Here is a 21,415-nt window from a genome sequence, read left to right on the forward strand (position 1 = left end):
CGGAGGTTTTTTGCCGATTTTCGATTTGCCGTTTTGTCGTTGTTCTCCGCACGATCCTTCGTTTATGCTGAAACCCCTATAGCGGCGGCGTCAGCCCTAACTGCACCCAGCCTTCCTTGGAAGGGCCATATACGGCAGGAATAGGAACCCCCGCTTGGCGCATCAGAACGGTCACCTGACCTCGATGATGGACGATGTGTTTGATCAATCCCATGAAGATCGTCGCGTTGGACTCCATTCGTCCGAACGCATTTTGGATTTGCTTCAACGAGTCGTCCGTCCAGTGCTCCTCAAGAGCTTCGACTACATGAGAGCTTACCTCATGAAAGGTCTCCGCGATCTCCTTGGCAGACGGCACTTCGTCTGGATTTGACACTTTCGCTACCGTGACTCCGAATTCAGTTAAATAATCCGGGATATTCGTGACAAAATGCCACGCAATCCTCCCCAACGTACGCCCCTCCGGATCTACCTGCTGCAAGAGCGCTTTATCGGTCAGCCCGTCCAACACCTTCTGGGTCAATACAGCCTCGTTTTTCCATTCGGCGATCCAATCTTTAACTGTAACGTACATCTCCTCATCCCTTTCCTGGTTATCATTCGCTTTAAGCGTTGTTCCTTTTGTCTATTTCCATGGGCTGCTGTTCGGTAAGAAACTCGTTTACCGCATGAAAATAACCGTCTAAATCATCGGTGTGGACACCGTGGCCGCATGATTCGAACACGATAAGCTTAGTATTAGGTCTTCGCTGTTCCATACGTTTCGCCTGTTCCGTATCAAGAATGAAGCTCTTCCCGCCGTGAATCAGCAGGATCGGGCTGCTAGAACCTAACCAGTCATCCCACCACAACCCATTGGATTGAGGAACAGATACTCGCAGCCCCTTCAGATCCGTTCGGAATCCCCAACCTAGTTCATCCTCAAACACGCTTTCGGCAAAATAATCAATAGCACGGAGTCCTGCGCTTGCAAGCGATTCTCTCAGTTCCTTTAAAGAAGCCGACCGGATGGGAAGCTTATCGGCAAAGGAGAAATCAGCGTTAATCTCAGCGCCGATATCCTCGACGATAATGGCTTTCACTAATTCGGGATAACGGGCCGCGAATTGATAAGCATTCAATCCGCCCAAAGAATGACCTAAGATGGTGATAGGATCACCCCCAAGCTCCGACCGAACGAGGTTCAGGATATCCTTCGCGTAATCATCCCTTGCGTATTCATTCCCGGCAGGATGATCGCTCCAACCGTGCCCTCGTTGATCCAGAGAAATAACCCGCCAGTCTCTAAATCGCAAGGCCAACTCCGAAAATGACCTTGCATTGGCCATATACCCATGCAGCATAACAAGCGTTCGTTCGCTGCCTCCGCCAAAATCCAGGTAGGAAAGCCGAAGCTTCCCCGAATGAAAGTATTTTCTCATGGCCGAACCGCCTTCGCGGGAATTCATCATCATGTATTCTCTCCCATCTCCATTTTATTCGTTAATGGTGACAGCTATTGTCACTTATTATTTTTTCAACCGCTGGCAGGCAAATTACGGTTCTCAAGCTTTCGTTGCTGATGTCCGTACAATCCAGCCAACGCAGCGGCTATCGTCATAAAGATTGCGCTGGATGCCACGCCGAATTGCAAGCCGTACCGTTCGATCACCATGGCACCAACAAGGGGACCGATAATCTGGCCAGAGGCAAAAAAGGCAGTGGCTATGCTAAGGCATGCCGCATAGGCGCTAGGAGGGACATGACGCTGAAGAAGCGCAGTTGTCATCAGCGGCGGAGTAATAAAGGAAACCAACCCAACCGTGATAGCCCCCCATGCTGTAAAAAATAGATGATCCGTGATTACGCCACTCACACCGATCGCCCCCAAGGTTAACCCCGACGCAAGCGTATACCCGCTCGGCCAACGGTCAATCGCTTTGCCTCCGATCCATCCGTTAAATAAACCCGCCAATCCGATTCCAGACCAGATCAACCCGGAATAGAGGGACGGAATGCCTTTGCTCACCAGATAAGGAATCAAATACGTGAAATAGATAATATATCCCCATCCGAAGAAGAAATAAGAACCGATCAGGAACAAGAGCTTCTTACGGTTCAGCAGAAGATCATACCCATTAACGCGTTCTTGCTCTCGTGGCTTGCCTTCCATCGGCGGTGGTATTATTACAGTTCCCTGTTTTTTGGTGACGAACTCGAAACCGAACGCGGCAATTACGCCGAATACGCCCATGGCCCCCCAAGCATATCGCCACCCCTGCAAGTGAGAAGGATCAATGGTAATCGGGGCGAATAAACCCGTCACTAGAATACCGGCCGAGCCGCCCAGCCATATAAGACCCGATGCCACTCCTCTTTCCGCCGGTCGAACGGCATCCATTGCAATGGATAGGACTAACACCGTAGCGAAGGCCGATAACAAGCCTATTGTGAACCGCCATAGCCCGAGTTGGGTGTAATGGTGACTAAAGGCCGAGCCGACCATAGCCAAGCCGAGCGAAACACATATCATTCGATTGATGACATGCTTGCGGTCCGGAAACCGCGAGATCAACGGGGAAAGACACAAGGTCCCGACCAAATAACCGATAAAGTTGACTGTGCCTAATAGGCCGAGCTGTCCGTAGCTTCCTCCAATTACCCTCTGTATTCCCGGCAAGAACATGCCATAGGAGAGCCGGGAAAAACCAAGAATGACGACAAACAAAAGCGATGCCCATAGAGTGATCCCATTGAATGCAGATTTTGTTCCCACAACCCCATCTTCCTCTGTAATTATTTGTTGACCCTAGTGTAGCTTCTTGGTATATTTTTGTAAAATTGAATTATTCGAATAAATGATTCATTATTTTTAAAGTAAAGGAGATAACCATGGATATTCGAGCTTTAAAGACCTTTGAGGCTTGCGTGCGTCTTGGTCATTTTCAGAAAGCCGCCGAGGAACTCCAGTATGCTCCCTCTACGGTAACCCTCCAGATTCAACGTCTCGAAGCCGATCTGGGCGTTTCTTTATTTGTACGCGACGGCAAACGCGTGATCTTGACTGAAGCCGGCCGATGGCTCTATCAGGAAGCCTTGGCTTTGCTGAAGTCGATTGGATCCATGAGGCAAACCGTCTTCGATATCGCAACAGGGGATAACGGGTCCGTTCGTTTTGCCGCGATCGAGCCCCTCGCAAGCCAGCAGCTAGCGACCGTCATAGCCGATTTTTGCAAGACTCGACCGAAGGTGAAGTTAACCATGGAAGTAAGCGGAAGCAGATCAATCGCAGAGAGGGTTCAGGCAGGCGAACTGGACTTCGGCATTTGCTCGGCTCCATCGGCGAACCTCATGTTAGAGTTTGAGCCACTGATCGAGGAAAGATTAGGGATCATGCTAAACATACTTCATCCCTTAGCCGATCAAGATAGGATCACGGTGAGCGACCTTGCAGGGCTAACCGTTCTGGTCAAAGAACCGACATGCATCTATCGGGAGCTCTGGGAAACGGCGATTTATCCAACCGGACAAAACCATTTCTCTTGCATCGAGGTTGGAAGTCTATTCGTAATTCAACAAATGGTAAAGGCAGAGTTCGGCGTCGGGATTGTTCCCATGTACAACGGTCTGGAACAGGCAGGTTCAACAGTCATCAGACCTTTGGCCGACCTGCATCCTGTCGTCACTATAGGCATGGCTTATAAAGACAAAAACTTCTTGGGAAAGGCAGCATTATTGCTAATGAATGCCATTAGAGATATCCGCGAATCTGTGATATTGCGGAATTCATAACAAAAACGGAGCCCGCAATCCGGCGTGGCTCCGTTCTTGTTGTTCAGTAGATGGTTCCTATTAAAATAGTTGTATGCAGCTTGGTTTCTCTACAACATAGTGTTGTCCTGTCAACTCCGGTATTCCCCACGAATGGATTTTCATAACGATGATCGAGTCGGTGTCTTGATTGGCGGCTAACAACCATTTCCCTCCGGGTACCAGCGCAAAATGTCTGGGCGTTTCCCCGTTTGTAGCGGTATGTCCCAGTAAGGCCAATCTACCGTCCTCGTCAATCTTGTAACTTGCGATGCTATTATGTCCCCGATTGGAGCCATAAACAAACGCTCCGTCTGAGGATACCGCAATTTCGGCGCAAGTATTTTCCCCCGTGTAGCCGTCTGGCAAAGTGGAGATCGCTTGGATCGGCCTCATCTGCCCGGTCTGCATCTCGAACTGGTACACGGTGACGGACGAGCTTAGCTCCTCTATCGAATAAATCCATGGCTTCGTAGGATGTACGGCCAAGTGTCTAGGTCCGGAACCCGGTACCACCCCGATCCGGCCATGCAATTCCAGTGCTCCCGTCTTTCTGTCAAGACGATAGGTATAAATATGGTCCGTCCCGAGATCCGATACCAAGTAAAAGGATGTGGACGGAACCGCAATGATGGAATGAGGGTGCGGCGAGCCTTGTCTTGCCGGATTCACGCTTCTTCCGGCATGACGCACTTGATCGGAGGGACGGCCTATCCGCCCATCCTTCTCAATAGGGTAAACGCATAGGCTGCCACCCTCATAATTGACCGCCAATAACCATTCTCCCGACGGATCGACGGTCAGATGGCAAGGAAACGCACCATGTGAAGGCTGGCGATTCAGCTCGGAAAGCATCCGGCCTGAAACGTCCGCTTTCACGGATACAACTTCACCGGAACCATTCTCGCTTACCGCATACAGCTGACACCGATCTTTGCCAATCGCAAGAAACGACGGATTCTCGATTCCTGCAATTCCTCCAAGCCTCTCCAGTGTCCCCCGGCTAGTATCAAACTTATAAACATGTATAGCTTCCTGCTCCGCTGTTCCATATGAACCGATGGCAACCGTTAATTTGTTCCCGTTGGACAAATCCGCCACATCCGATTTCGACAACATATTAGGAAGGGTCAACTCGAATCTCAGTAAGCGAACGGATGAGAACATCCGCCTCGGGTGCGAGCACTTCGGAGGAGCCTTCATAGGTGATGATGCCGACCGCCAAGCTGCCTGCGGCTTTGGCCATGCTCAAGTCGACCAGTGAATCGCCGACGACAGCCATTTCGGACGGCTGGATGCCCAGAATGTCACATGCTTGATAAACCATATCGGGAGAAGGCTTTCCGTTCTTGACCTTTTCGGGCGTAATGACAAATTCCAGTTGGTCCGCAATATCCAGCAGGCGCATGCAAGCTTCAGTGCGGGCTGAAGCATCGGAAGTCAGAATGCCGGTACGGATTCCCGCCTCTCTCAATGTATGGAAAATGTCCGGAACTCCTTCCACCCGTTGGAAAGCTTTGTCAATCTCAAGCTTCGAATCAGCCCCTTTGAAAATATCCTCGGCCAACTGCTTGCACCGGATCCACGGCCAGCCCTTCAACTGATAGATAAGGCCTGCTGTCATCGTGATTTCTTCCTGCATGGAGGCGACTGCCAGAACGCCCTGATGATCGACCGACTCTTCCGTAGTCCCCATCAATTTGTTCCAGGCTTGGTGATGCTCGCGTCCGACCCGGGAGACGAATTCTTCTTTTCGCAGATTATCGATATAGTGCCAGAACCCGACCGCATCGAACAGCGTCCCGTCTTTATCGAAGGCAACGCATTTGATCTTGGCCGCTGTTTCGCCAAAATATACGATCCTTTGTGTCATGCTCAAATTTCCTCCTTTTATGTAAGTCTTATGTGGCGCGTCTTACGTTTGGGTGCTCTTCCTCCGGTTGGCGAAGAACACGACAGACAGTGTAACGGCGATAATGACGGAATAAATGGCATTGATCTGCGGCGAGAACCCGTAACGAATCATCGACCATATCTGCATCGGCAGCGTGTTGTCGGTACCGATCAGGAAGAAGGTCACGATCACTTCGTCGAAGGAGATGGTCAAGCCGAGCAGCATGCCGCCGATGATCGCTCCCTTGATATTCGGCAGCGTGATTCGGAAGAATGTCGTGAAAGGACTCGCACCAAGATCCATGGAGGCCAGCTCGATGGACCTGTCAAAGCGCTTCAAACGGTTCATGGTCATAATCATGATCAATGGCGTAATCAGAACGGTATGGCCCACAACAACGGTCAATAGCGACGAAGGCACATTCAGCAATTTAAACAGCAACGTTAAAGAGATGCCCGTCAAAATGCCAGGAAGCACATAAGGCATCAGGATGGCCATTTGCAAGAAGCTTTGTCCCGGAAATTTATGTCGTTGGAACAGGAATGCCGCCATCGTTCCAAATACGGTACTGACGATGACCGACGGAATGCTGACGATCAGGCTGTTTTTGGCGGCAAGCCACAGCTTCGGTTCCCGGAAGAGCTCCGCATACCAATGCAGCGTAAATCCATCGATCGGAAACGCCGATACTTTACCCGAGTTGAAGGAAAACAGGACGATTACCGCTATGGGGAAATACATAAAGAAAAAGACAAAACAAACGAATGCAACAAGCAAGAGCTTCCCTATTTTCATGTCGTCTCCCTACCCTTCTTCGATGACGCCCTTTACATCGCCCAGTTTCTGGGATGTGGCGATAACTATAAGGGTGATGGTCAGAAGTACGATGGCGAGTGCGGAACCGAGCGGCCAGTTGAAGCTGTTTCCGAACTGGGATTGAATAAAGTTCCCGATCAATATGCCGGAAGTTCCGCCAACGAGCGATGGTGTCATATAATCCCCCAATGCCGAAATGAAGGCAAACATAAAACCGGTTACGATACCGGGGAGACTTAGCGGCAGAAGCACCGTCAGAAACGTCTGCCGCGCGTTCGCACCGAGATCCGCCGCCGCATTCAACAGGTAAGCAGGGATTTTCTCCAGAGCATTGTATATGGGTATGAACGTGAACGGAATCGCAATGCACAGCATCGTAACGACAACCGAAAAATTGTTGAACAGAAGCTTGTCAGTAGGCTCGGATAATATCCCCGTTATATTCAAGATGGAATTGATGACGCCCTTTTCGCCTAATATCGATCTCCAAGCGTAAACCCGGATCAAATAGCCTACGAGCAGCGGCGCGAGAACCGCCATATACAGAAACTCTTTGTGCCTTCCTCCGTGAAAATGAACGAATACAGCTAAAGGATAACTGATCAAGGTGGCCAGCAGCCCCATTAGAGCGGCTAACTTGATCGTCTTCCACAAAATGGCGAGGTAGGTGCCGTTCGACATCACTTCCTCGTAGTTTCGGAACGTCACCTCCTTCACAATCTTGAAATCTTCCACATACCAGAAACTATATGCGAACATTATACCGATCGGAATAAGGATAAACAGCGCAACCCATAGGAGCGTCAGGCCGGTCATGATCGTTTTGTTATTCATAGTCGGCACCGCTTATCGGGATCGATATGACGTCTTCGGAACGGAAATAAAGGTCTACCTTCTCTCCGACTGTCAAGTCTGCCGAATCATGCTCGTGGAGCTTGACCAGCAGGGGCCCGCACTCCTCGGTATTCAGCATCATTTCCCTTTCGGACCCGTAGTACGCCACGTCGGCGATGACAGCTCCGCGTATGCAGTTATCGTAGCTCTCGTCCTTGCTGGAAAACCTGATTTTGTCCGGTCGTAGCGAAATATAAAATTCATGTCCGGCTTCATAGGCTCCCTCGTCCCGTATGCGGAAGCCGGTCCGCCCGGAGGATAAGACAAACAACCGCTTGGCATCGAACACGCCTTTCAAAATATTCGTCTTCCCGATGAAGCCTGCAACGAATTTCGTAGCCGGCTTCTGATAGATGACCGCAGGCGAGTCTACTTGCTGCAGAATACCGTGATTCATGACGGCAATCCGATCCGACAAGCTAAGCGCCTCCCCTTGGTCGTGAGTAATATATACAAAGGTGATACCGCTTTCACGCTGCAGCTGCTTCAACACTCGCTGCATATCCTGACGAAGATGGAAATCAAGAGCAGACAAAGGTTCGTCCAGAAGCAAAATATCGGGTCTGGAAATCATAGCCCGGGCCAGCGCGATCCGCTGCTTCTGCCCCCCGCTGAGCTGTTGGGGCGCCTTATGGGCATGCTGGGCCATTCCCACCATATCGAGATGCTCCATGACGGACTTTTGTATAGTCGCTTTACCCATTTTCTTGATCCGCATTGGATAAGCCACATTATCATAAATATTCATATGCGGAAACAAAGCATAATTTTGGAAAACAGTATTGACGTTTCTCTTGTGCGGGGGCAGCCTGTCCGATGACTTACCGGCTATCCTGATCGATCCGGACGTCGGATATTCGAATCCCGCAATCATTTTCAATATGGTCGTTTTTCCGCATCCGCTCGGTCCGACGATGGAGAAAAACTCCCCCCTTCGTATCGAGAGGTCCAAATGCTGGATTGCGGTATAGGAGCCATATTGTTTTTTTACGCCTTCCATTTCGAGTACGACGTGTTGGTTGTTTTCCATATAACCTACCTTCCCTGTAAGGATCTTGATCCTAGCCATTATGAGCAGCCCTCTATTGTGCCCGCACTTCATTCCAAAGCTTGACGCGTTTTTCAAAGCTCTCGGGGAACGCAACATACACCAGTTTGTCAAAATAGGACGGATCGTCCATGTGGGACTTTTTCGCCTCTTCATTCGAAAGCTTTTGAACGGACTTGGCGTTGACCCCGCCATAGCCGGTTTTCTTGACCAACTGGGCTTGGACCTCGGGAGAGATTAAATAGTCGATATAGCTGTAAACCAGCTCGGGGTTTTCCGTTTTCGCTCCGATTGTGGCATTATCGATCCATACAAGCGCCCCTTCCTTCGGAATGACTTCTTCCACGTTCATGCCCTGATCCTTAAGATCCGTCACCATCGTCGGGCCCTGCGTAAACAGAATCCAAGCCTCCCCGCTTGCCATCAGGTTTTTGCCGTCCTCGAAACCGGAATAATAGGAACGGACCAGCGGCTTCTGCTCGATCAGCTTCTTCTTTACTTCGGCGAGCTGTTCCTCCGAGAGATTATAGGGATCGGGATAACCGAGCATAAGCGCGGTGGTCGCAACCTGATTGTTCGCATCGTCGATGGTCGCAATTTTCCCCTTATATTTGCTGTCCCACAGGGCGGACCACGAGGTGAGCGGCTCTTTCACTTTATCCTTATTGACCGCTAGAGGAAGGGATCCCCAGGCAAACGGAATCGCAAAGGATTGTCCACCTGACACGATATGTTTGTCATTGATGCTCTTCATGTTCGATATGAGCTCGCCGTAATGCTTTAATTGGGTAACGTCAATGGGCTGAATCAGCTTCAGTTTGTTGTACCGGCTAACGGAGCCGCCATCCATAAAGATCAAATCGTAATGAAGCGAGCCGGAGGCCGCTTTTGAAAACATCTCGTCCACGCTTCCCGCGTAGGTGACATTGATCTTGACGCCGTGCTGCTTCTGAAACGGTTCGACCCATTCCGGCTCCTGATATCCTTCCCACGACAGTACATTTAATTGTTTACCGGCAAAAGGCTTGTCCTTATCGGGAGATGCAGAGCTTTCTCCGCACGCGGCAAGCAAGAGCACAATTAACGACAATGCAAGCATTTTACACAAACTTACGTTTCTCTTCATCAGAGCCCCTCCTCTTATTCGCTCCACTTCATGATGCATTTCACCCACGGCCATTGCGGTTTCGAGAGCAGCTCGGCTACCTCGTGCGGGAAAACCACTTGATCAGGAATGAAATCGATATGCAAAAAACCGTTTTCAATACACTCTATCACTTTACCCCAAAGTGCAGGTGCATTTGTCCGCCCGTACAGCGTCAGATTTTTTAGAATCACTTCCTTATGAGGGAACCCGTTTGTTTCTGCTTCCTTCAGTCCATAGAAGATGATCCTTCCGCCGATTCGAACCATTTCGATGGCTTGTCTTATCGTTTCCGCATACCCCACGGCATCAATGACCAGATCAAAGCCTCCGTGTGCCTGATAAGCTTTCGTATCGGTCAGCTCATGGATGCGCTTACTTTCGGCAAAGTACGCGGCACCGCATTTCCGCATATCCGGGATACGGGAATCCAGTTTGTAGGAAACCGATACGGACGCCGCTCCCATCATCCGGGCAATTTGAACGAAATACATCGCGGCCGGTCCGTCGCCGATCACGAGTACATGATCCCCCGCTTCGACGCCGGCCGCATGGACCGCACCGAACGGACAAACCAGGGGCTCGATGACGGCCGCCGATAGATCGCCGAGCGTATCCGGTATTCGGTATACGCATCGTGCGGGCGCTTTCACAAACTGTGCCCAGCCGCCGTTTTCATTTATACCGAGCTCGCGATAATGCTGACAAAATTCCGGGCGTCCATTCCGGCAATATCTGCAGGTCTCGCAAGGGATGGCCGGGTCGATGACGACCCGGTCCCCGACTTGCAGCTGCTCGACGCCTTCTCCGATCTCTTCGATCGTGCCCGTAATTTCGTGGCCGGGAATATATGGTGCCGGGTACGGATAATGCCCGCAGAAAATTTCCTGATCGGTTGCGCAAATCCCCGCGTACCGTACTTTCACCAATACTTCCTTCGCTCCGATGCGGGGGACCGGAACTTCCTCGCTCCGCAAATCCCCGACACCATGCCATACAAGCGCTTGCATCGTTTTTGTCATCTTGCAGCCTCCTTGCCCTTGCAATACGGCAGGTTTTCCGCCGTCAACTCAGCTTTACCGGTCATTAGAGAATCATGCCGATACGCGGCTGGAACTCGACCGCCGACTCGTCATCGTAGAACACCATTTCCCTAATTTCTTCTTTGGCCAGTCCGTTGAAATCCGAGGCAAGCTCGACGCCAAGCCCGGGCTTGTCCGTCATGGCCAGCTTCCCATTCACAATATCGAGCTTGTTCTGCAGAACATCCGAAGCATACCATTCATAGTGCGTATCGCTGGCAAATACGAAGTTGCGGGAGGAAGCAATCAGATGGGCATTCGCCATGGTCGCGATTCCCGTTTCCGCCCAAGACCCCGTCACACACCATATTCCGTAGGTGTTGGCCAGCTCGACAATTTGCTTCGCTTTCAGTAGACCTCCTGCCTCCGACGGATACACGGTGAATGCCGAGACGGCGCCTTTCTCGATCAGTTTGACCGCCGAATCGAAGCTCGTGCACGATTCGTCCGCTGTGATGGGAACCGGTACCGCCCGGCTGACCGCAGCCATCCCGTCGATATCGTAATAAGGCACCGGCTGCTCGACCAGCTGAAGATCGTACACCGCCATCTGATTGATGGCCCGAATGGCCGTAGGCACGCTCCAAATTTGATTCGCATCAATTCTCAGCTTAACATTCGGACCGACAGCCTGGCGAATTTCTTTGATGCGTTGCGTATCGTAGTCGACTTCACGACCGACCTTGATCTTAATCTCATCATACCCTTTGGCTACCAGCTCCTCCGCTTCCTTCGCATTCACGAGCGGATCGTCGATGAACAAGTAACCCGAGAAACGGACATCTTTCCGATAAAGACCGCCAAATAGATTATATAACGGCGTGTTCAATATTTTTGCTTTCAGATCCAGCAGCGCAATATCGATCCCTGCCATTGCATAGTAGCCGATTTGGGACCAGTTCAGAATGTACTCTTCCAGCTGATGCAAGATCAGCTCGGTTTGCATAGGATCTTTCCCGATCAGAAACGGTTTGAATTCCTTCTCAATTACAGTTTGAATCGTCGGGATCGTCGGGCCTACGCATTCGCCGAGTCCGATCAAGCCCTCATCCGTTTTCAGCTGAATGATGAGTGCAGGTGCATTTCTCCTTGTGCCGCCGGACCATTTTGCAGGCTTCTTGAAGGGAATCAATACGGGTGTTGTGATAACGTCAATAATTTTCATAGTCGCGCTCCTTTAATTGTTGAAATGTATGCGTTTGCTCACCTCTAGATTATTTCAGAATTATGTAATTGTCAACAATAACATTTTTATGTTTATTTTATTTTGTAATTGTTGACGAGGGTTGATTTGTTCGCTATTGTTAGTAGTAGTTGGATTTAACTAAGAGTGGAGGATCACTAATGAGCTCGGAATTCCGGTTTTCCATAAAAAAAACAGACACGCTGCGCAATCAAATCTATCAGGACATCAAAGATGCCGTGATCGGCGGTCAACTGAAGCCCGGCCAGCGACTGCGCGAGCAAGACTTGTCCAAGGATATGGGCGTAAGCCGCGGCCCCATCCGTGAAGCGATTCTGCTTCTCGAACGCGAAGGTTTGCTTGTCACCCAGACGCACCGCGAAACCACGGTCGCGAACGTCGAGAAAACCGAAGTCGAGCAGCTGCTAAACCCGCTTCGGGTCTTGTTGGAATCGTACTGCATCCAAACTATTCTGCCCCGTCTTAACGAAAACCATTTTGCGGACTTGGAAAGCATACTGAACGAGTTGATCGAAGCATGCCAAAAAATGGACACGAGCACCATCGTCAAGAAAGACCTGCAATTCCATGAATACTTGATTTCCTTGACGGAAGAACCGTACATGGTTTCGCTTTGGTCAGGCGTAGCCTCCCGAATCGTTTTTCATTTCATGAACAATTCCCATATGCATCAGCAGAATGATTTTTCTCAGCTTATCGAAGAGCATCGTGAATTGCTGGACGCCATTAAGACCAAAGATTGGGCAGGCATTGAACCCGTCTTGAAAAAGCATATTTACTAACCAAAAGCGCCCCTGAATGACCAGAGGGCGCTTTTGATTTGTCATCGATCTTTGGTATTAAGGCAGCAAAGACGCGCCTCCCATGACCGGGTACATGGGAAGGCTCCGGAACGCCTCCGCATGCTGGACGCCAATTACCATCCCTCGAGCCGCACTCGTCTTGGACACGAATTCGACGTAATCCATACCGTATTGATAGTTCAGCCATTGGTCCTGACTCGCATGCGCACGAATCATGCGGCTTTTCATTTCATTTACATCCGTCACATCCACATAAAATTCGGGCTCAAAGCCCACCCCGCCCAAGTTATCCATCACAAAAACATGCGGAATTCGGGGCATTGGCGGATATTCCGTTTCGATAAGCGGTACGGTTACCGGAATTCTGCAATCCATGGCAATCTCGCCGCATATGCGGTGATCGGGATGATAATCATTGTTCCCGTGCACGAACATCACATCGGGCGCCGCCTTGCGAATGGCGTTGATGAACGCCATTCGCGTCTCCCTGTCATGAAACAGAAATTCATCGTCATATCCCATCCAAATCAAATCCGCGCCAATACAGGCCGCCGAGGCTTCCGCTTCCTTACGGCGGACGGCGGCAATTTCTTCCTTCGACAAGACGGGAGATCCCACATTGCCATTCGTTGCGATCATAATGGTCACATGATCGCCACGGGCCTTATATTTGGCAAGTGTCCCCCCGCACAAAATCTCCACATCGTCCGGGTGGGCGCCAATCGCAAGTATTCGCATCCAACTGTCCTCCTTAGCATACGGATTATCCTTTCACCGCTCCGCTCGTCATGCCTTCGATCATAAACCTCTGCCCGAGCAAATAAATAACAAATACCGGCAGAGCCGTCAAAAAAACATTGCCAAAAATATAGTTCCAATCCGTGCTGAAGTAGCCGTAAAATCGGTAAATATTCAAAGGCATGGTCCAATAACGATTGTCGTTCAAAAAAAACAGCGGGATTTGCGAATCGTTCCAAACGTTCATGAACACCAGGATGGCCGCCGTAAAGGTGATCGGCTTCATAAGCGGAAAAATAATGATGGCAAACATGCGGTACGGTCCGCATCCGTCGATCGTTGCCGCCTCGTCCATTTCTCTCGGGATCGTCTTGATAAACCCGACGTAAATGAACATCGCGAACGGAATCAGAATACCCGCAAATACCATAATAATCCCCGTGCGCGTATTCAATATATTTAGCGTTTTGAGCACATTGAAGGTGGTGACAAGACTGATCGGCGCAACCATGCCGAGCAAGAAGAACCGGTAAAGCAATTCGGATATCCGGCTTCGCACCCTGGCAATATAAAAGCTTAGAAGCGCAGAGCAGACGAGTACAATGATGACCGAACCGGCCGTTACGACCATACTGTTAATAAAGCCTTGCAAGACATACCCACGTTCGAATACGACGCGGTAGTTATCCATAACATGAATCTCCGAAGGAAGAGAGAGCCGAAACAGACCGGCCTCCTTACTGCTTTTGACCGATGTCAGCACGACCATCAAGTAGGGAATGAGAATGACGGCGCTCATCCCCCACAAACATAGCTCCGCAAATCCGATCCAAAGTTTTCGTCGTCTTTCCATCATCCCTCTACCTCCCTTTTTTTCATATAAGAGAGCAGCGGCATCGAGATTATGACAATGAGAAGCACCAAAATCAGGTTCAATGCGGTGCTGTAACCGTAAAGGCCTTGTCCCATATATTTATAGACAAGCGTCATCAAAACCTCGGATGAATTACCGGGACCGCCCTGCGTCAGGAAGTATACACCTTCGAACATACGGGCGCCGTAAATGACCGAAAGGAGCACATTGATCGTAATGGCGGGCATCAGCAGCGGCAGCGTCACATGGACAAATTTGGACCAAGCAGATGCGCCGTCTATCTCAGCCGCTTCGTAATAATCGGCCGAGATATTCTGAATTCCGGCAATATAGATGGACATCGTGATCCCGGACGCACGCCATATTTCCATGAGACAGGCTGCATAGATGGATAAGGACGGGTCTCCGATCCAACCGAACGCTAGAAAGTCAAGATTCATGGAACGCAGCAAGTTATTGACAAATCCCGTATGAGGATTCAATAATCCTTGGAATATTAGACTCACGGCCACAATGTTTAGAATGGCGGGTGAGAAATAAATAGCTCGCAATGCATGGCTGGACCGCAATCTCATCGTCAGCAGCACGGCCAATCCAAGCGGGATGACATTTTTGCCCGCTGTCGTAACCGCGGCGTACAGGAACGTATTTTTAAGTGCGACAACGAAATCCGGATTTCGCAAAATTTCCATGAATTGAGTCAAGCCGACAAACCGGATGTCGCCACCCGTCGCATTCCAATCGGTGAATGAATAATAGAAGCCCAGAATGGTCGGATATATGAAAAATACAACAAAGATAACAAGCGCAGGAACGATAAACAGGACGGGATAGTAAAGAGGCGGTCTTCGTTTGCGCAAGGAACGTTCCGTTCTCCCTTCAACAACGCCTGACATGCAATCCCCCTCCAATCCTAAGCGCTCCTCGTTCACTGGCTCCACCCCGGCAGCTTTTTCCCCTTAGCTATGATTTCCATCTTGGCGTTCAGCTCCTTGAGGACTTGATCCGGCTTTTTCCCGCCCAGCATCATTTCCTGCATCATTTTCCGCGCATCCATATCGTTCCAAGCCTCATACTTCCCGAACATCCCCATAAAGGCTTTTCCGCTATCCATGTAACGCTGCAAATCTCCGCTAATCATATTCGGCTTGGCATCCACGTCGGAGAAGACGGATATGCCCGGCGACTTTTGCAAGTACAGTTCTTGCTCTTCCTTGGAAGCAAATAATCGGATCAGTTCCAACGCTTCTTCCTTGTGCGCAGCTTTCGTATTAACCGAGATCCCCACCCCGGCGTAGAGTGAAATGGCACCCGGCGTATTGCCGAACGGCATGGAGAAGAACCCCAGATCCATATCCGGGTATTTCTTAAGCAGCGGTTCAAGGATAAAATCGCCGGCCGGATGCATGGCTACTTTGCCTGTACCCAATTTTTCCTGGGTCATCTCAAATGTGTTTGAAATAAAATCTTCATTGATGTAACCCTTTTCTTTTAGCTGTACCATTTGATTCAGCGACTGCTCATACTCTTTCACTTCCGTTACATTGATTTTGTGCGTGTTCATCTCTTGCCAGAATCGGTCCGCTTCTTTGCCGCGGTTCAGCTCGGCGTTCGTAAATAGCTGATGCATCATATGCGTTGTACCGAACTCGCTTCCGTTGGCCAGTTGGATATTGACAGGAACGATGCCCGCTTGCTTGATCATATCGCAAACTTTAAGGAATTCATCCCAAGTCACAGGAACCTCAAGCCCAAGCTTTTTGAAAATTGCTTTGTTATACAGGATCCCCATGCCTCCCGGATTCGTAATAGGCAATCCGGTTATTTTGCCGTCGTTCCACTGAATAATTTTTTTGCCGCCTTCCGATAGCCGGCTTGTCCATGGCTCTTCGGAAAGATCCTCGAACCAAGCCTTCGACACTTGGAATTGCGACATGGCGATATCGTCGGTAACAAACAAATCGGGTCCTTCATTGGACATCATTCTGACCTTCAGCATATTCTCGAATTCGGTTGCCGGAAATAACTGAACGTCCACGCGGTTCCCGCTCTTTGCTTCATAATTCGAGATGAAATCCTTAAGTCTGCCGCTATAATTTTCGGACGTAACCATAAATTTCAAGGTCTTTGATTGGTTGACGCTGTCGGTGCGAGCCGTATCCCCACCGCCTGAACAAGCGGTAAGAAGCGAAGTGAGCAGCAAACCGGACAATGCCGTCATTTTTTTGGAATGGATCTTCATCGCGCTTAACCTCCCCATAAATTGCAATCCCAAATTAGCGATTCACCCTGAATTTCCGATACAAAATTGTCCTGTCAGATGCGGAAAGGATCACCCTCTATCCCATTTTGATATCGCTTACAATCAGTTCAAGAAACAAGCGGCCGAACAAACCATAGATGATCCGACGATCGATCGAGCTCGGAACGCGCTTCAGAGCAAGTATAAACGGTTTATCATGTTATTGTCAACATCATTGTTGACAATAACGCGGAGCTGCTTCACAATGATTGTGATTGTGACACGATCAAACGAAACTGGGGAGAGATTCGAATGAGCGATTCATTGCTGCGACAATTAACGGCTTTACATCAGAACCATCGTTTGTTGAAAGACGCACAGGGCGGATACGCCGTCATTTTGGAAAGAGGATCCCGGCTAATCCGCCTCGTACCGGCCAACTGTACGGAATCAGCTTTATGGACTGATATTCACGCCTTGGAAGAAAGCTCATGGAATATCGGGGGAGACCGTACCTGGATTAGTCCCGAGATGGATTTTTTCCGCGATGCATCGGGCAATTATGAGATTCCTGCGCAGCTAGATCCCGGCTCCTACCGTTTTGTCCCTTCGAAGAAGGAGGGGACAGTACGTACTAGGCAAACCTGCGTTTTGACCCATTGGCCGGATCAAACCGTTGTTCCTCTTAGCCTGATAAAGGAGTATAGCCTGATTGCCAATCCTTTTCTGATGATCGATTCCGACGAGCACCGTGATTTGGCACAGATTCCCTACATCGGCTATCAATGCGAAACGCGCATGGAACATCTTCACGAGACCGAGCATGTATCGAATGCGCTTTTATCTAACTGCAACCTTTGGTCGATCATGCAGGTCCCTCCCGGCGGCACGGTTTTGGTCCCTGTGCTGGGCGATTCCGAGCCGCTTGTGATGTACAGGGAACAAGAGGAGATCCGGATAAATCGCCAGCCTCACTATACAAGCTTCCCATTTGACGGCGGCAGCAGCTTCAAGCTATCGTACAGTACTCTGCAAAGCGCCGGAAGATTCGGTTATTACCGAAGATTAAGCAAGGAAACTTCCAGTCTGATCGTTCGCCAGTTCCAGGTAAATCCCTCTGCTCTTTACCCCGATTATCCGGAAGGCAAGTCGGATTACACCGGGTCCTGCATGCAGTTTTTCTATGATGGAGAAAAGATGGGCGGTTTCGGGGAATTGGAATATCATGCCCCTTCAATAAACGGTAAAGATATCCGGACTCAATCGGATGTTTCCCAATTGTATTATTTTGTCGGAGAATCTGACCAAATTGCCAAGCTTGCACATCATATGCTCGGGATACCTATTCCCGGATAAACCGAAACAACTCTGAGATTATGTCAATGTTATTGTTGACAATATAAAAAACGAGATGATACTATGGGTTCATCAAGCGCTATCAGGAACTCATGCGGGTTTTGAAAGCGTTGTCAGATTGATGGAGCCCGGCTTGGGCGTGGAATCCTGCTGCCATGATTAATTTCAATCGAAGGGGGCCTTTGTATGGTTAGAAGAAACGGTTTGGGTCTATTATTTTTAGCGCTGGTGCTTGTTCTTGCCCTTACAGGGTGCACGAAGTCCGAAAACTCCAATACGGTGGATAGCTCGATTCTGACGAAGGTCGTTCAAACCAAAAAACTAAAAGTCGGGGTCATTCTCTCCTATCCGCCTTTCGGATTTAAAGACGACAGAAACAACCCGCAAGGCTACGATGTTGACATTGCTAACGAATTGGCAAAATCCTTGAACGCCGAGCTTGAAATCATCGACCTTGATTCCTCCGCTCGTATCCCGGCTATCGAAACAGGGAAAGTGGATGCGGTTATCGGCAGTTTTTCCCGAACGTACGAACGCTTGCAAAAGATCAATGTATCTGCCCCCTACTCGGCCGCGAGCGAGAAAATGCTAGTTAAGAAAGACAGCGCCATACAGAAAGTTCAAGATCTTAATGATAATAAGGTCGCTGTCGTAAAGGGTTCGACCAATCAGGCCGTCGCCGAGCTTGCTCCGAAGGCGCAGCTTTCCTATTTCTCCAATTCCGCAGAATGTGTGCTCGCCGTTAAAAACGGTCAGGCGGACGCGTTCGTCGAGGACGAAAGTTTTTTGGCTTACCAAGCCAAGCTGTATCCCGAGCTGAAAGTGGTAGGCGACCCGCTTATTGCTCCGCTATATCAAGGCATAGCCGTGCGTAAAGGCGACCAGGAGTGGTTAAATTACTTAAATTTTTTCGTATTTCAAATTAATAACCAGGGAACGAATAAAAGCCTTTATTCAAAGTGGTTCGGCATCGATCCTCCTTATCTGCTAAATCCGCAGTATTAATCTAATGTTGAAGATGAGGTCTGCTGCAAGTCAGGCAGGCCTCTTATCGTAAGGAGGCATATGAATGATACTAGACTGGTCTACTCCTCTAAGAAACTGGGATTATTTCGCAGCAGGCGCTGTCATGACCTTATGGCTGACCTTTCTTATTTATTTCTTGTCCTTTATCTTGGGCGTGATACTGGCGGCATGCCGATTTAACAAGCAAATCCCTCCTCTATATGCGGTCTCGACCGTATATGTGGAGCTTATCCGAAATACGCCGGCCTTGGTCCAAGTATTTCTCATTTATTTTGGTCTTCCCCAGTTCGGCATCAACTTCACGCCTATCCAAGCCGGAATTATTGCCTTGACCATAAATAATTCGGCTTACATGTCAGAGATCATACGGGCGGGGATCCAGTCCATCCACAAAGGACAATGGGAGGCAAGCAAAGCTTTAGGGCTTACCTACGCTCAAACGTTCAGATCCATTATCTTTCCACAAGCTTTCAAACATACGTTTCCGGTCTCGGCCAATCAATTTATTATGGTTATCTTCAATACTAGTCTGCTCGCGATTCTTGATGTAAAGGAGCTTACCGATCGCGCTTTGATTTTAAACGGTCAAACGTTTCGGACATTGGAAATATTCGTTTTCGTAACCGGACTATACTATGTACTGTATGTTATCGTTTCCATGATTTCGAATTGGATGAATCGCCGATTGTTTCTATCAAAAAACGCGAAGTAAGGTGATAGCCATGGATTTCAGTGTAATCTACGAGTACCGGTATCTTTTGTGGAGCGGGTTTACCGTGACTTGCAAGCTTTCCGTTACAGCGATCCTCTTGGGGACGCTCGCAGGTATGGTCATCAGTATGGCCAGGACAAGCCGGATCAGCTGGCTAAAGGTACCGTTAACGGCGTATGTTCAGCTGTTTCGGGGCTCGCCGCTTCTTATTCAATTATTCATGTTTTATTTCGGGCTTTCTTACATCGGGGTGAACATCGACATATTCGAAGCAACCGCCTTAGTATTCACCTTATATTCCAGCGCCTACATTTCCGAAATCATCAGGGCTGGTATCGATTCCATCCCAAAAGGACAATTCGAGGCAGCTAAAGCTCTTGGCTTTTCCTATGTACTGCTGATGGGCAAAGTCATATTGCCCCAAACTTTGAAGGTTTCCTTGCCGCCGTTGATCGGTTTTTTTATTACCCTAATCAAAGATACTTCCATCGCTTCCGTCGTCGGATATGCGGAATTATTGCACGAGGGCAAGGCGATTATGAATGTGTCCGGCAAACCCTTTGAAATCTTGCTGTTCATCTCGCTCGTTTATTTCGTTATCTGTTACCCGCTTTCCCTATTCACAACCTGGATGGAAAGGAGAATTTATATCAAATGATCACACTTCGGCATCTCAATAAATCGTTCGGTCCGATTCAAATTCTTCATGACGTATCGCTTCAAGTGAATAAAGGTGAAGTTGTAGTGGTCATCGGTCCAAGCGGCTCGGGTAAGAGCACCATGCTCCGCTGTATCAACCATTTGGAGTCGATCGATTCCGGCGAAATTTGCTTGAACGGACAGCAGGTGATAGCCTCCAAAAAAAGCGCTCTACGGAAGATTGGAACCGAGATCGGCATGGTTTTTCAATCCTTCAACTTATTTCCTCATCTGACCGTATTTCAAAACATTGCCTTGGGCCCGCGACATGTCCGCAAGTTGAATCAGCAGCAGGTAAAAGAAATCGTTGAGACTCTGCTTTCGAAGGTCGGTCTCTTTGATAAAAAGGACCAGTATCCGGAGCAATTGTCAGGCGGGCAGCAGCAGCGAATTGCAATAGCCCGGGCCCTAGCCATGCAACCTAAAATCATGTTATTCGATGAACCTACTTCCGCCCTGGACCCCGAGCTTGTAGGAGAAGTCTTATCCGTTATGAAGGAATTGGCCCGTGAAGGAATGACGATGATTGTCGTTACTCATGAGATGAAGTTTGCTCGGGAAGTGGCCGATCGTGTTGTTGTGATGGCAGAAGGCCGAATTATCGAGGAGGGCAAGCCCGAGGATATTTTCACTATTCCGCAAAAGGCCAGAACACAGGAATTTCTTAAAGCAGTCATTCAGCGATAATGGAATAATAAGACAATGGGGCTGTCCCAAAAGTGAATTTGTTTACTTATGAGGACAGCCCGCATGAGGGATAATGTTTAAAGATAATGAAATGGCGGTGCTCAGGATGTTATTCCCGGCATCGCCATTTCACGCTTTCGATCCGTTGCCGCCTTTTTCCGGAGATTGTGGGCGAGCGAAAGCCACCCGACCTCAAGACTCACCTTCGGCAGGCCTCGAAGCAGAAAACGCCGGAATCCCGTTAGCGCAACAAAAGAACGGTCGCCACAAACTGGCGACCGTCAGATTGACGAGAAACCCCTAGTGTTAGCTGGATAGCTCATTTTTTAAAGGATTATTTTTCAAAAAAAAGAGATCGCCCTCCTCATTGAACCTGTTTATCCAGGTGGAGAGCGATCTTTTTCATG

At 49.2% G+C, this 21,415-nt stretch carries 22 protein-coding genes; 7 read left to right on the forward strand and 15 right to left on the reverse strand.

What is annotated here, in order from left to right:
- Nucleotides 1-76: 76 nt before the first annotated feature.
- The 3 genes from GSF01_RS27600 to GSF01_RS27610 form a co-directional block, all read right to left on the reverse strand.
- Nucleotides 77-574, reverse strand: a complete 498-nt coding sequence (locus GSF01_RS27600; RefSeq protein ID WP_159888478.1) for a DinB family protein — start codon at nucleotides 572-574, stop codon at nucleotides 77-79.
- Nucleotides 575-605: 31 nt separating this feature from the next.
- Nucleotides 606-1,451, reverse strand: a complete 846-nt coding sequence (locus tag GSF01_RS27605; RefSeq protein WP_201305499.1) for an alpha/beta fold hydrolase — start codon at nucleotides 1,449-1,451, stop codon at nucleotides 606-608.
- Between the two features lie 65 nt (nucleotides 1,452-1,516).
- The gene (locus tag GSF01_RS27610; RefSeq protein ID WP_159888480.1) at nucleotides 1,517-2,755 is read right to left on the reverse strand and encodes a YbfB/YjiJ family MFS transporter; all 1,239 of its coding nucleotides are present in this window, start codon (nucleotides 2,753-2,755) and stop codon (nucleotides 1,517-1,519) included.
- Nucleotides 2,756-2,871: 116 nt separating this feature from the next.
- Between GSF01_RS27610 and GSF01_RS27615 the strand changes: the two genes are divergently transcribed.
- A complete protein-coding gene (locus tag GSF01_RS27615; protein ID WP_159888481.1) occupies nucleotides 2,872-3,771 on the forward strand; it encodes a LysR family transcriptional regulator in 900 nt (299 codons plus the stop codon).
- 60 nt (nucleotides 3,772-3,831) lie between these two features.
- Here the strand turns inward: GSF01_RS27615 and GSF01_RS27620 are convergent, their stop codons facing one another.
- From GSF01_RS27620 to GSF01_RS27655, 8 genes are all read right to left on the reverse strand, one after another.
- Complete coding sequence (locus GSF01_RS27620; protein WP_159888482.1) at nucleotides 3,832-4,881, reverse strand: lactonase family protein; 1,050 nt, start codon at nucleotides 4,879-4,881, stop codon at nucleotides 3,832-3,834.
- Nucleotides 4,882-4,909: 28 nt separating this feature from the next.
- A complete protein-coding gene (locus GSF01_RS27625; RefSeq protein WP_159888483.1) occupies nucleotides 4,910-5,662 on the reverse strand; it encodes an HAD family hydrolase in 753 nt (250 codons plus the stop codon).
- A 42-nt stretch (nucleotides 5,663-5,704) separates the two neighbouring features.
- A complete protein-coding gene (locus tag GSF01_RS27630; RefSeq protein WP_159888484.1) occupies nucleotides 5,705-6,478 on the reverse strand; it encodes an ABC transporter permease in 774 nt (257 codons plus the stop codon).
- A gap of 9 nt (nucleotides 6,479-6,487) precedes the next feature.
- Nucleotides 6,488-7,333 carry an ABC transporter permease gene (locus GSF01_RS27635; protein ID WP_159888485.1) on the reverse strand — a complete coding sequence of 282 codons (846 nt, stop codon included), beginning with the start codon at nucleotides 7,331-7,333 and terminating at the stop codon, nucleotides 6,488-6,490.
- Entirely contained in the window at nucleotides 7,326-8,423 is a 1,098-nt protein-coding gene (locus GSF01_RS27640; protein ID WP_159888486.1) for an ABC transporter ATP-binding protein, read from the reverse strand. The genes GSF01_RS27635 and GSF01_RS27640 overlap by 8 nt, the downstream gene beginning before the upstream one ends.
- 52 nt (nucleotides 8,424-8,475) lie before the next feature.
- Nucleotides 8,476-9,567 carry an ABC transporter substrate-binding protein gene (locus tag GSF01_RS27645; RefSeq protein ID WP_159888487.1) on the reverse strand — a complete coding sequence of 364 codons (1,092 nt, stop codon included), beginning with the start codon at nucleotides 9,565-9,567 and terminating at the stop codon, nucleotides 8,476-8,478.
- A 14-nt stretch (nucleotides 9,568-9,581) separates the two neighbouring features.
- The gene (locus GSF01_RS27650; RefSeq protein ID WP_159888488.1) at nucleotides 9,582-10,607 is read right to left on the reverse strand and encodes a zinc-dependent alcohol dehydrogenase; all 1,026 of its coding nucleotides are present in this window, start codon (nucleotides 10,605-10,607) and stop codon (nucleotides 9,582-9,584) included.
- Between the two features lie 64 nt (nucleotides 10,608-10,671).
- A complete protein-coding gene (locus GSF01_RS27655) occupies nucleotides 10,672-11,832 on the reverse strand; it encodes a mandelate racemase/muconate lactonizing enzyme family protein (protein ID WP_159888489.1) in 1,161 nt (386 codons plus the stop codon).
- 179 nt (nucleotides 11,833-12,011) lie between these two features.
- Here GSF01_RS27655 and GSF01_RS27660 point away from each other — a divergent pair, with 179 nt between their 5' ends.
- Complete coding sequence (locus GSF01_RS27660) at nucleotides 12,012-12,653, forward strand: GntR family transcriptional regulator (protein ID WP_159888490.1); 642 nt, start codon at nucleotides 12,012-12,014, stop codon at nucleotides 12,651-12,653.
- 57 nt (nucleotides 12,654-12,710) lie between these two features.
- Here GSF01_RS27660 and GSF01_RS27665 read toward each other — a convergent pair whose 3' ends face one another.
- The 4 genes from GSF01_RS27665 to GSF01_RS27680 are packed head-to-tail and all read right to left on the reverse strand — an operon-like array spanning nucleotide 12,711 to nucleotide 16,528.
- Complete coding sequence (locus GSF01_RS27665) at nucleotides 12,711-13,412, reverse strand: PIG-L deacetylase family protein (protein ID WP_159888491.1); 702 nt, start codon at nucleotides 13,410-13,412, stop codon at nucleotides 12,711-12,713.
- Between the two features lie 25 nt (nucleotides 13,413-13,437).
- Entirely contained in the window at nucleotides 13,438-14,268 is an 831-nt protein-coding gene (locus GSF01_RS27670) for a carbohydrate ABC transporter permease (protein ID WP_235941775.1), read from the reverse strand.
- The gene (locus GSF01_RS27675; RefSeq protein ID WP_235941776.1) at nucleotides 14,265-15,182 is read right to left on the reverse strand and encodes a carbohydrate ABC transporter permease; all 918 of its coding nucleotides are present in this window, start codon (nucleotides 15,180-15,182) and stop codon (nucleotides 14,265-14,267) included. Before GSF01_RS27675 ends, GSF01_RS27670 begins: the two co-directional genes overlap by 4 nt.
- A 32-nt stretch (nucleotides 15,183-15,214) precedes the next feature.
- On the reverse strand, nucleotides 15,215-16,528 hold the full coding sequence (locus tag GSF01_RS27680) for an ABC transporter substrate-binding protein (RefSeq protein WP_159888492.1): 1,314 nt from the start codon (nucleotides 16,526-16,528) through the stop codon (nucleotides 15,215-15,217).
- A 312-nt stretch (nucleotides 16,529-16,840) separates the two neighbouring features.
- Between GSF01_RS27680 and GSF01_RS27685 the strand changes: the two genes are divergently transcribed.
- From GSF01_RS27685 to GSF01_RS27705, 5 genes are all read left to right on the forward strand, one after another.
- Complete coding sequence (locus GSF01_RS27685; protein ID WP_159888493.1) at nucleotides 16,841-17,884, forward strand: DUF6786 family protein; 1,044 nt, start codon at nucleotides 16,841-16,843, stop codon at nucleotides 17,882-17,884.
- A gap of 186 nt (nucleotides 17,885-18,070) precedes the next feature.
- On the forward strand, nucleotides 18,071-18,889 hold the full coding sequence (locus GSF01_RS27690; protein WP_159888494.1) for a transporter substrate-binding domain-containing protein: 819 nt from the start codon (nucleotides 18,071-18,073) through the stop codon (nucleotides 18,887-18,889).
- 64 nt (nucleotides 18,890-18,953) lie between these two features.
- Nucleotides 18,954-19,622 carry an amino acid ABC transporter permease gene (locus GSF01_RS27695; RefSeq protein ID WP_159888495.1) on the forward strand — a complete coding sequence of 223 codons (669 nt, stop codon included), beginning with the start codon at nucleotides 18,954-18,956 and terminating at the stop codon, nucleotides 19,620-19,622.
- A 10-nt stretch (nucleotides 19,623-19,632) separates the two neighbouring features.
- Nucleotides 19,633-20,280 (forward strand): amino acid ABC transporter permease, encoded by a 648-nt coding sequence (locus GSF01_RS27700; protein WP_159888496.1) that lies wholly within the window; start codon nucleotides 19,633-19,635, stop codon nucleotides 20,278-20,280.
- Entirely contained in the window at nucleotides 20,277-21,008 is a 732-nt protein-coding gene (locus tag GSF01_RS27705) for an amino acid ABC transporter ATP-binding protein (RefSeq protein ID WP_159888497.1), read from the forward strand. Before GSF01_RS27700 ends, GSF01_RS27705 begins: the two co-directional genes overlap by 4 nt.
- Nucleotides 21,009-21,415 lie beyond the last annotated feature (407 nt).

This window comes from Paenibacillus puerhi (assembly GCF_009846885.1).
GTDB classification, from domain to species: domain Bacteria; phylum Bacillota; class Bacilli; order Paenibacillales; family NBRC-103111; genus Paenibacillus_G; species Paenibacillus_G puerhi.

Excerpts from the sequence above, each read along its gene's own strand:
- GSF01_RS27600 (WP_159888478.1), bottom strand. The coding sequence starts at position 574 with ATGTACGTTACAGTTAAAGATTGGATCGCCGAATGGAAAAACGAGGCT.
- GSF01_RS27605 (WP_201305499.1), bottom strand. The coding sequence starts at position 1,451 with ATGATGAATTCCCGCGAAGGCGGTTCGGCCATGAGAAAATACTTTCAT.
- GSF01_RS27615 (WP_159888481.1), top strand. The coding sequence starts at position 2,872 with ATGGATATTCGAGCTTTAAAGACCTTTGAGGCTTGCGTGCGTCTTGGT.
- GSF01_RS27625 (WP_159888483.1), bottom strand. The coding sequence starts at position 5,662 with ATGACACAAAGGATCGTATATTTTGGCGAAACAGCGGCCAAGATCAAA.
- GSF01_RS27630 (WP_159888484.1), bottom strand. The coding sequence starts at position 6,478 with ATGAAAATAGGGAAGCTCTTGCTTGTTGCATTCGTTTGTTTTGTCTTT.
- GSF01_RS27635 (WP_159888485.1), bottom strand. The coding sequence starts at position 7,333 with ATGAATAACAAAACGATCATGACCGGCCTGACGCTCCTATGGGTTGCG.
- GSF01_RS27640 (WP_159888486.1), bottom strand. The coding sequence starts at position 8,423 with ATGGAAAACAACCAACACGTCGTACTCGAAATGGAAGGCGTAAAAAAA.
- GSF01_RS27645 (WP_159888487.1), bottom strand. The coding sequence starts at position 9,567 with ATGAAGAGAAACGTAAGTTTGTGTAAAATGCTTGCATTGTCGTTAATT.
- GSF01_RS27650 (WP_159888488.1), bottom strand. The coding sequence starts at position 10,607 with ATGACAAAAACGATGCAAGCGCTTGTATGGCATGGTGTCGGGGATTTG.
- GSF01_RS27655 (WP_159888489.1), bottom strand. The coding sequence starts at position 11,832 with ATGAAAATTATTGACGTTATCACAACACCCGTATTGATTCCCTTCAAG.
- GSF01_RS27660 (WP_159888490.1), top strand. The coding sequence starts at position 12,012 with ATGAGCTCGGAATTCCGGTTTTCCATAAAAAAAACAGACACGCTGCGC.
- GSF01_RS27665 (WP_159888491.1), bottom strand. The coding sequence starts at position 13,412 with ATGCGAATACTTGCGATTGGCGCCCACCCGGACGATGTGGAGATTTTG.
- GSF01_RS27670 (WP_235941775.1), bottom strand. The coding sequence starts at position 14,268 with ATGATGGAAAGACGACGAAAACTTTGGATCGGATTTGCGGAGCTATGT.
- GSF01_RS27675 (WP_235941776.1), bottom strand. The coding sequence starts at position 15,182 with ATGTCAGGCGTTGTTGAAGGGAGAACGGAACGTTCCTTGCGCAAACGA.
- GSF01_RS27680 (WP_159888492.1), bottom strand. The coding sequence starts at position 16,528 with ATGAAGATCCATTCCAAAAAAATGACGGCATTGTCCGGTTTGCTGCTC.
- GSF01_RS27685 (WP_159888493.1), top strand. The coding sequence starts at position 16,841 with ATGAGCGATTCATTGCTGCGACAATTAACGGCTTTACATCAGAACCAT.
- GSF01_RS27690 (WP_159888494.1), top strand. The coding sequence starts at position 18,071 with ATGGTTAGAAGAAACGGTTTGGGTCTATTATTTTTAGCGCTGGTGCTT.
- GSF01_RS27695 (WP_159888495.1), top strand. The coding sequence starts at position 18,954 with ATGATACTAGACTGGTCTACTCCTCTAAGAAACTGGGATTATTTCGCA.
- GSF01_RS27700 (WP_159888496.1), top strand. The coding sequence starts at position 19,633 with ATGGATTTCAGTGTAATCTACGAGTACCGGTATCTTTTGTGGAGCGGG.
- GSF01_RS27705 (WP_159888497.1), top strand. The coding sequence starts at position 20,277 with ATGATCACACTTCGGCATCTCAATAAATCGTTCGGTCCGATTCAAATT.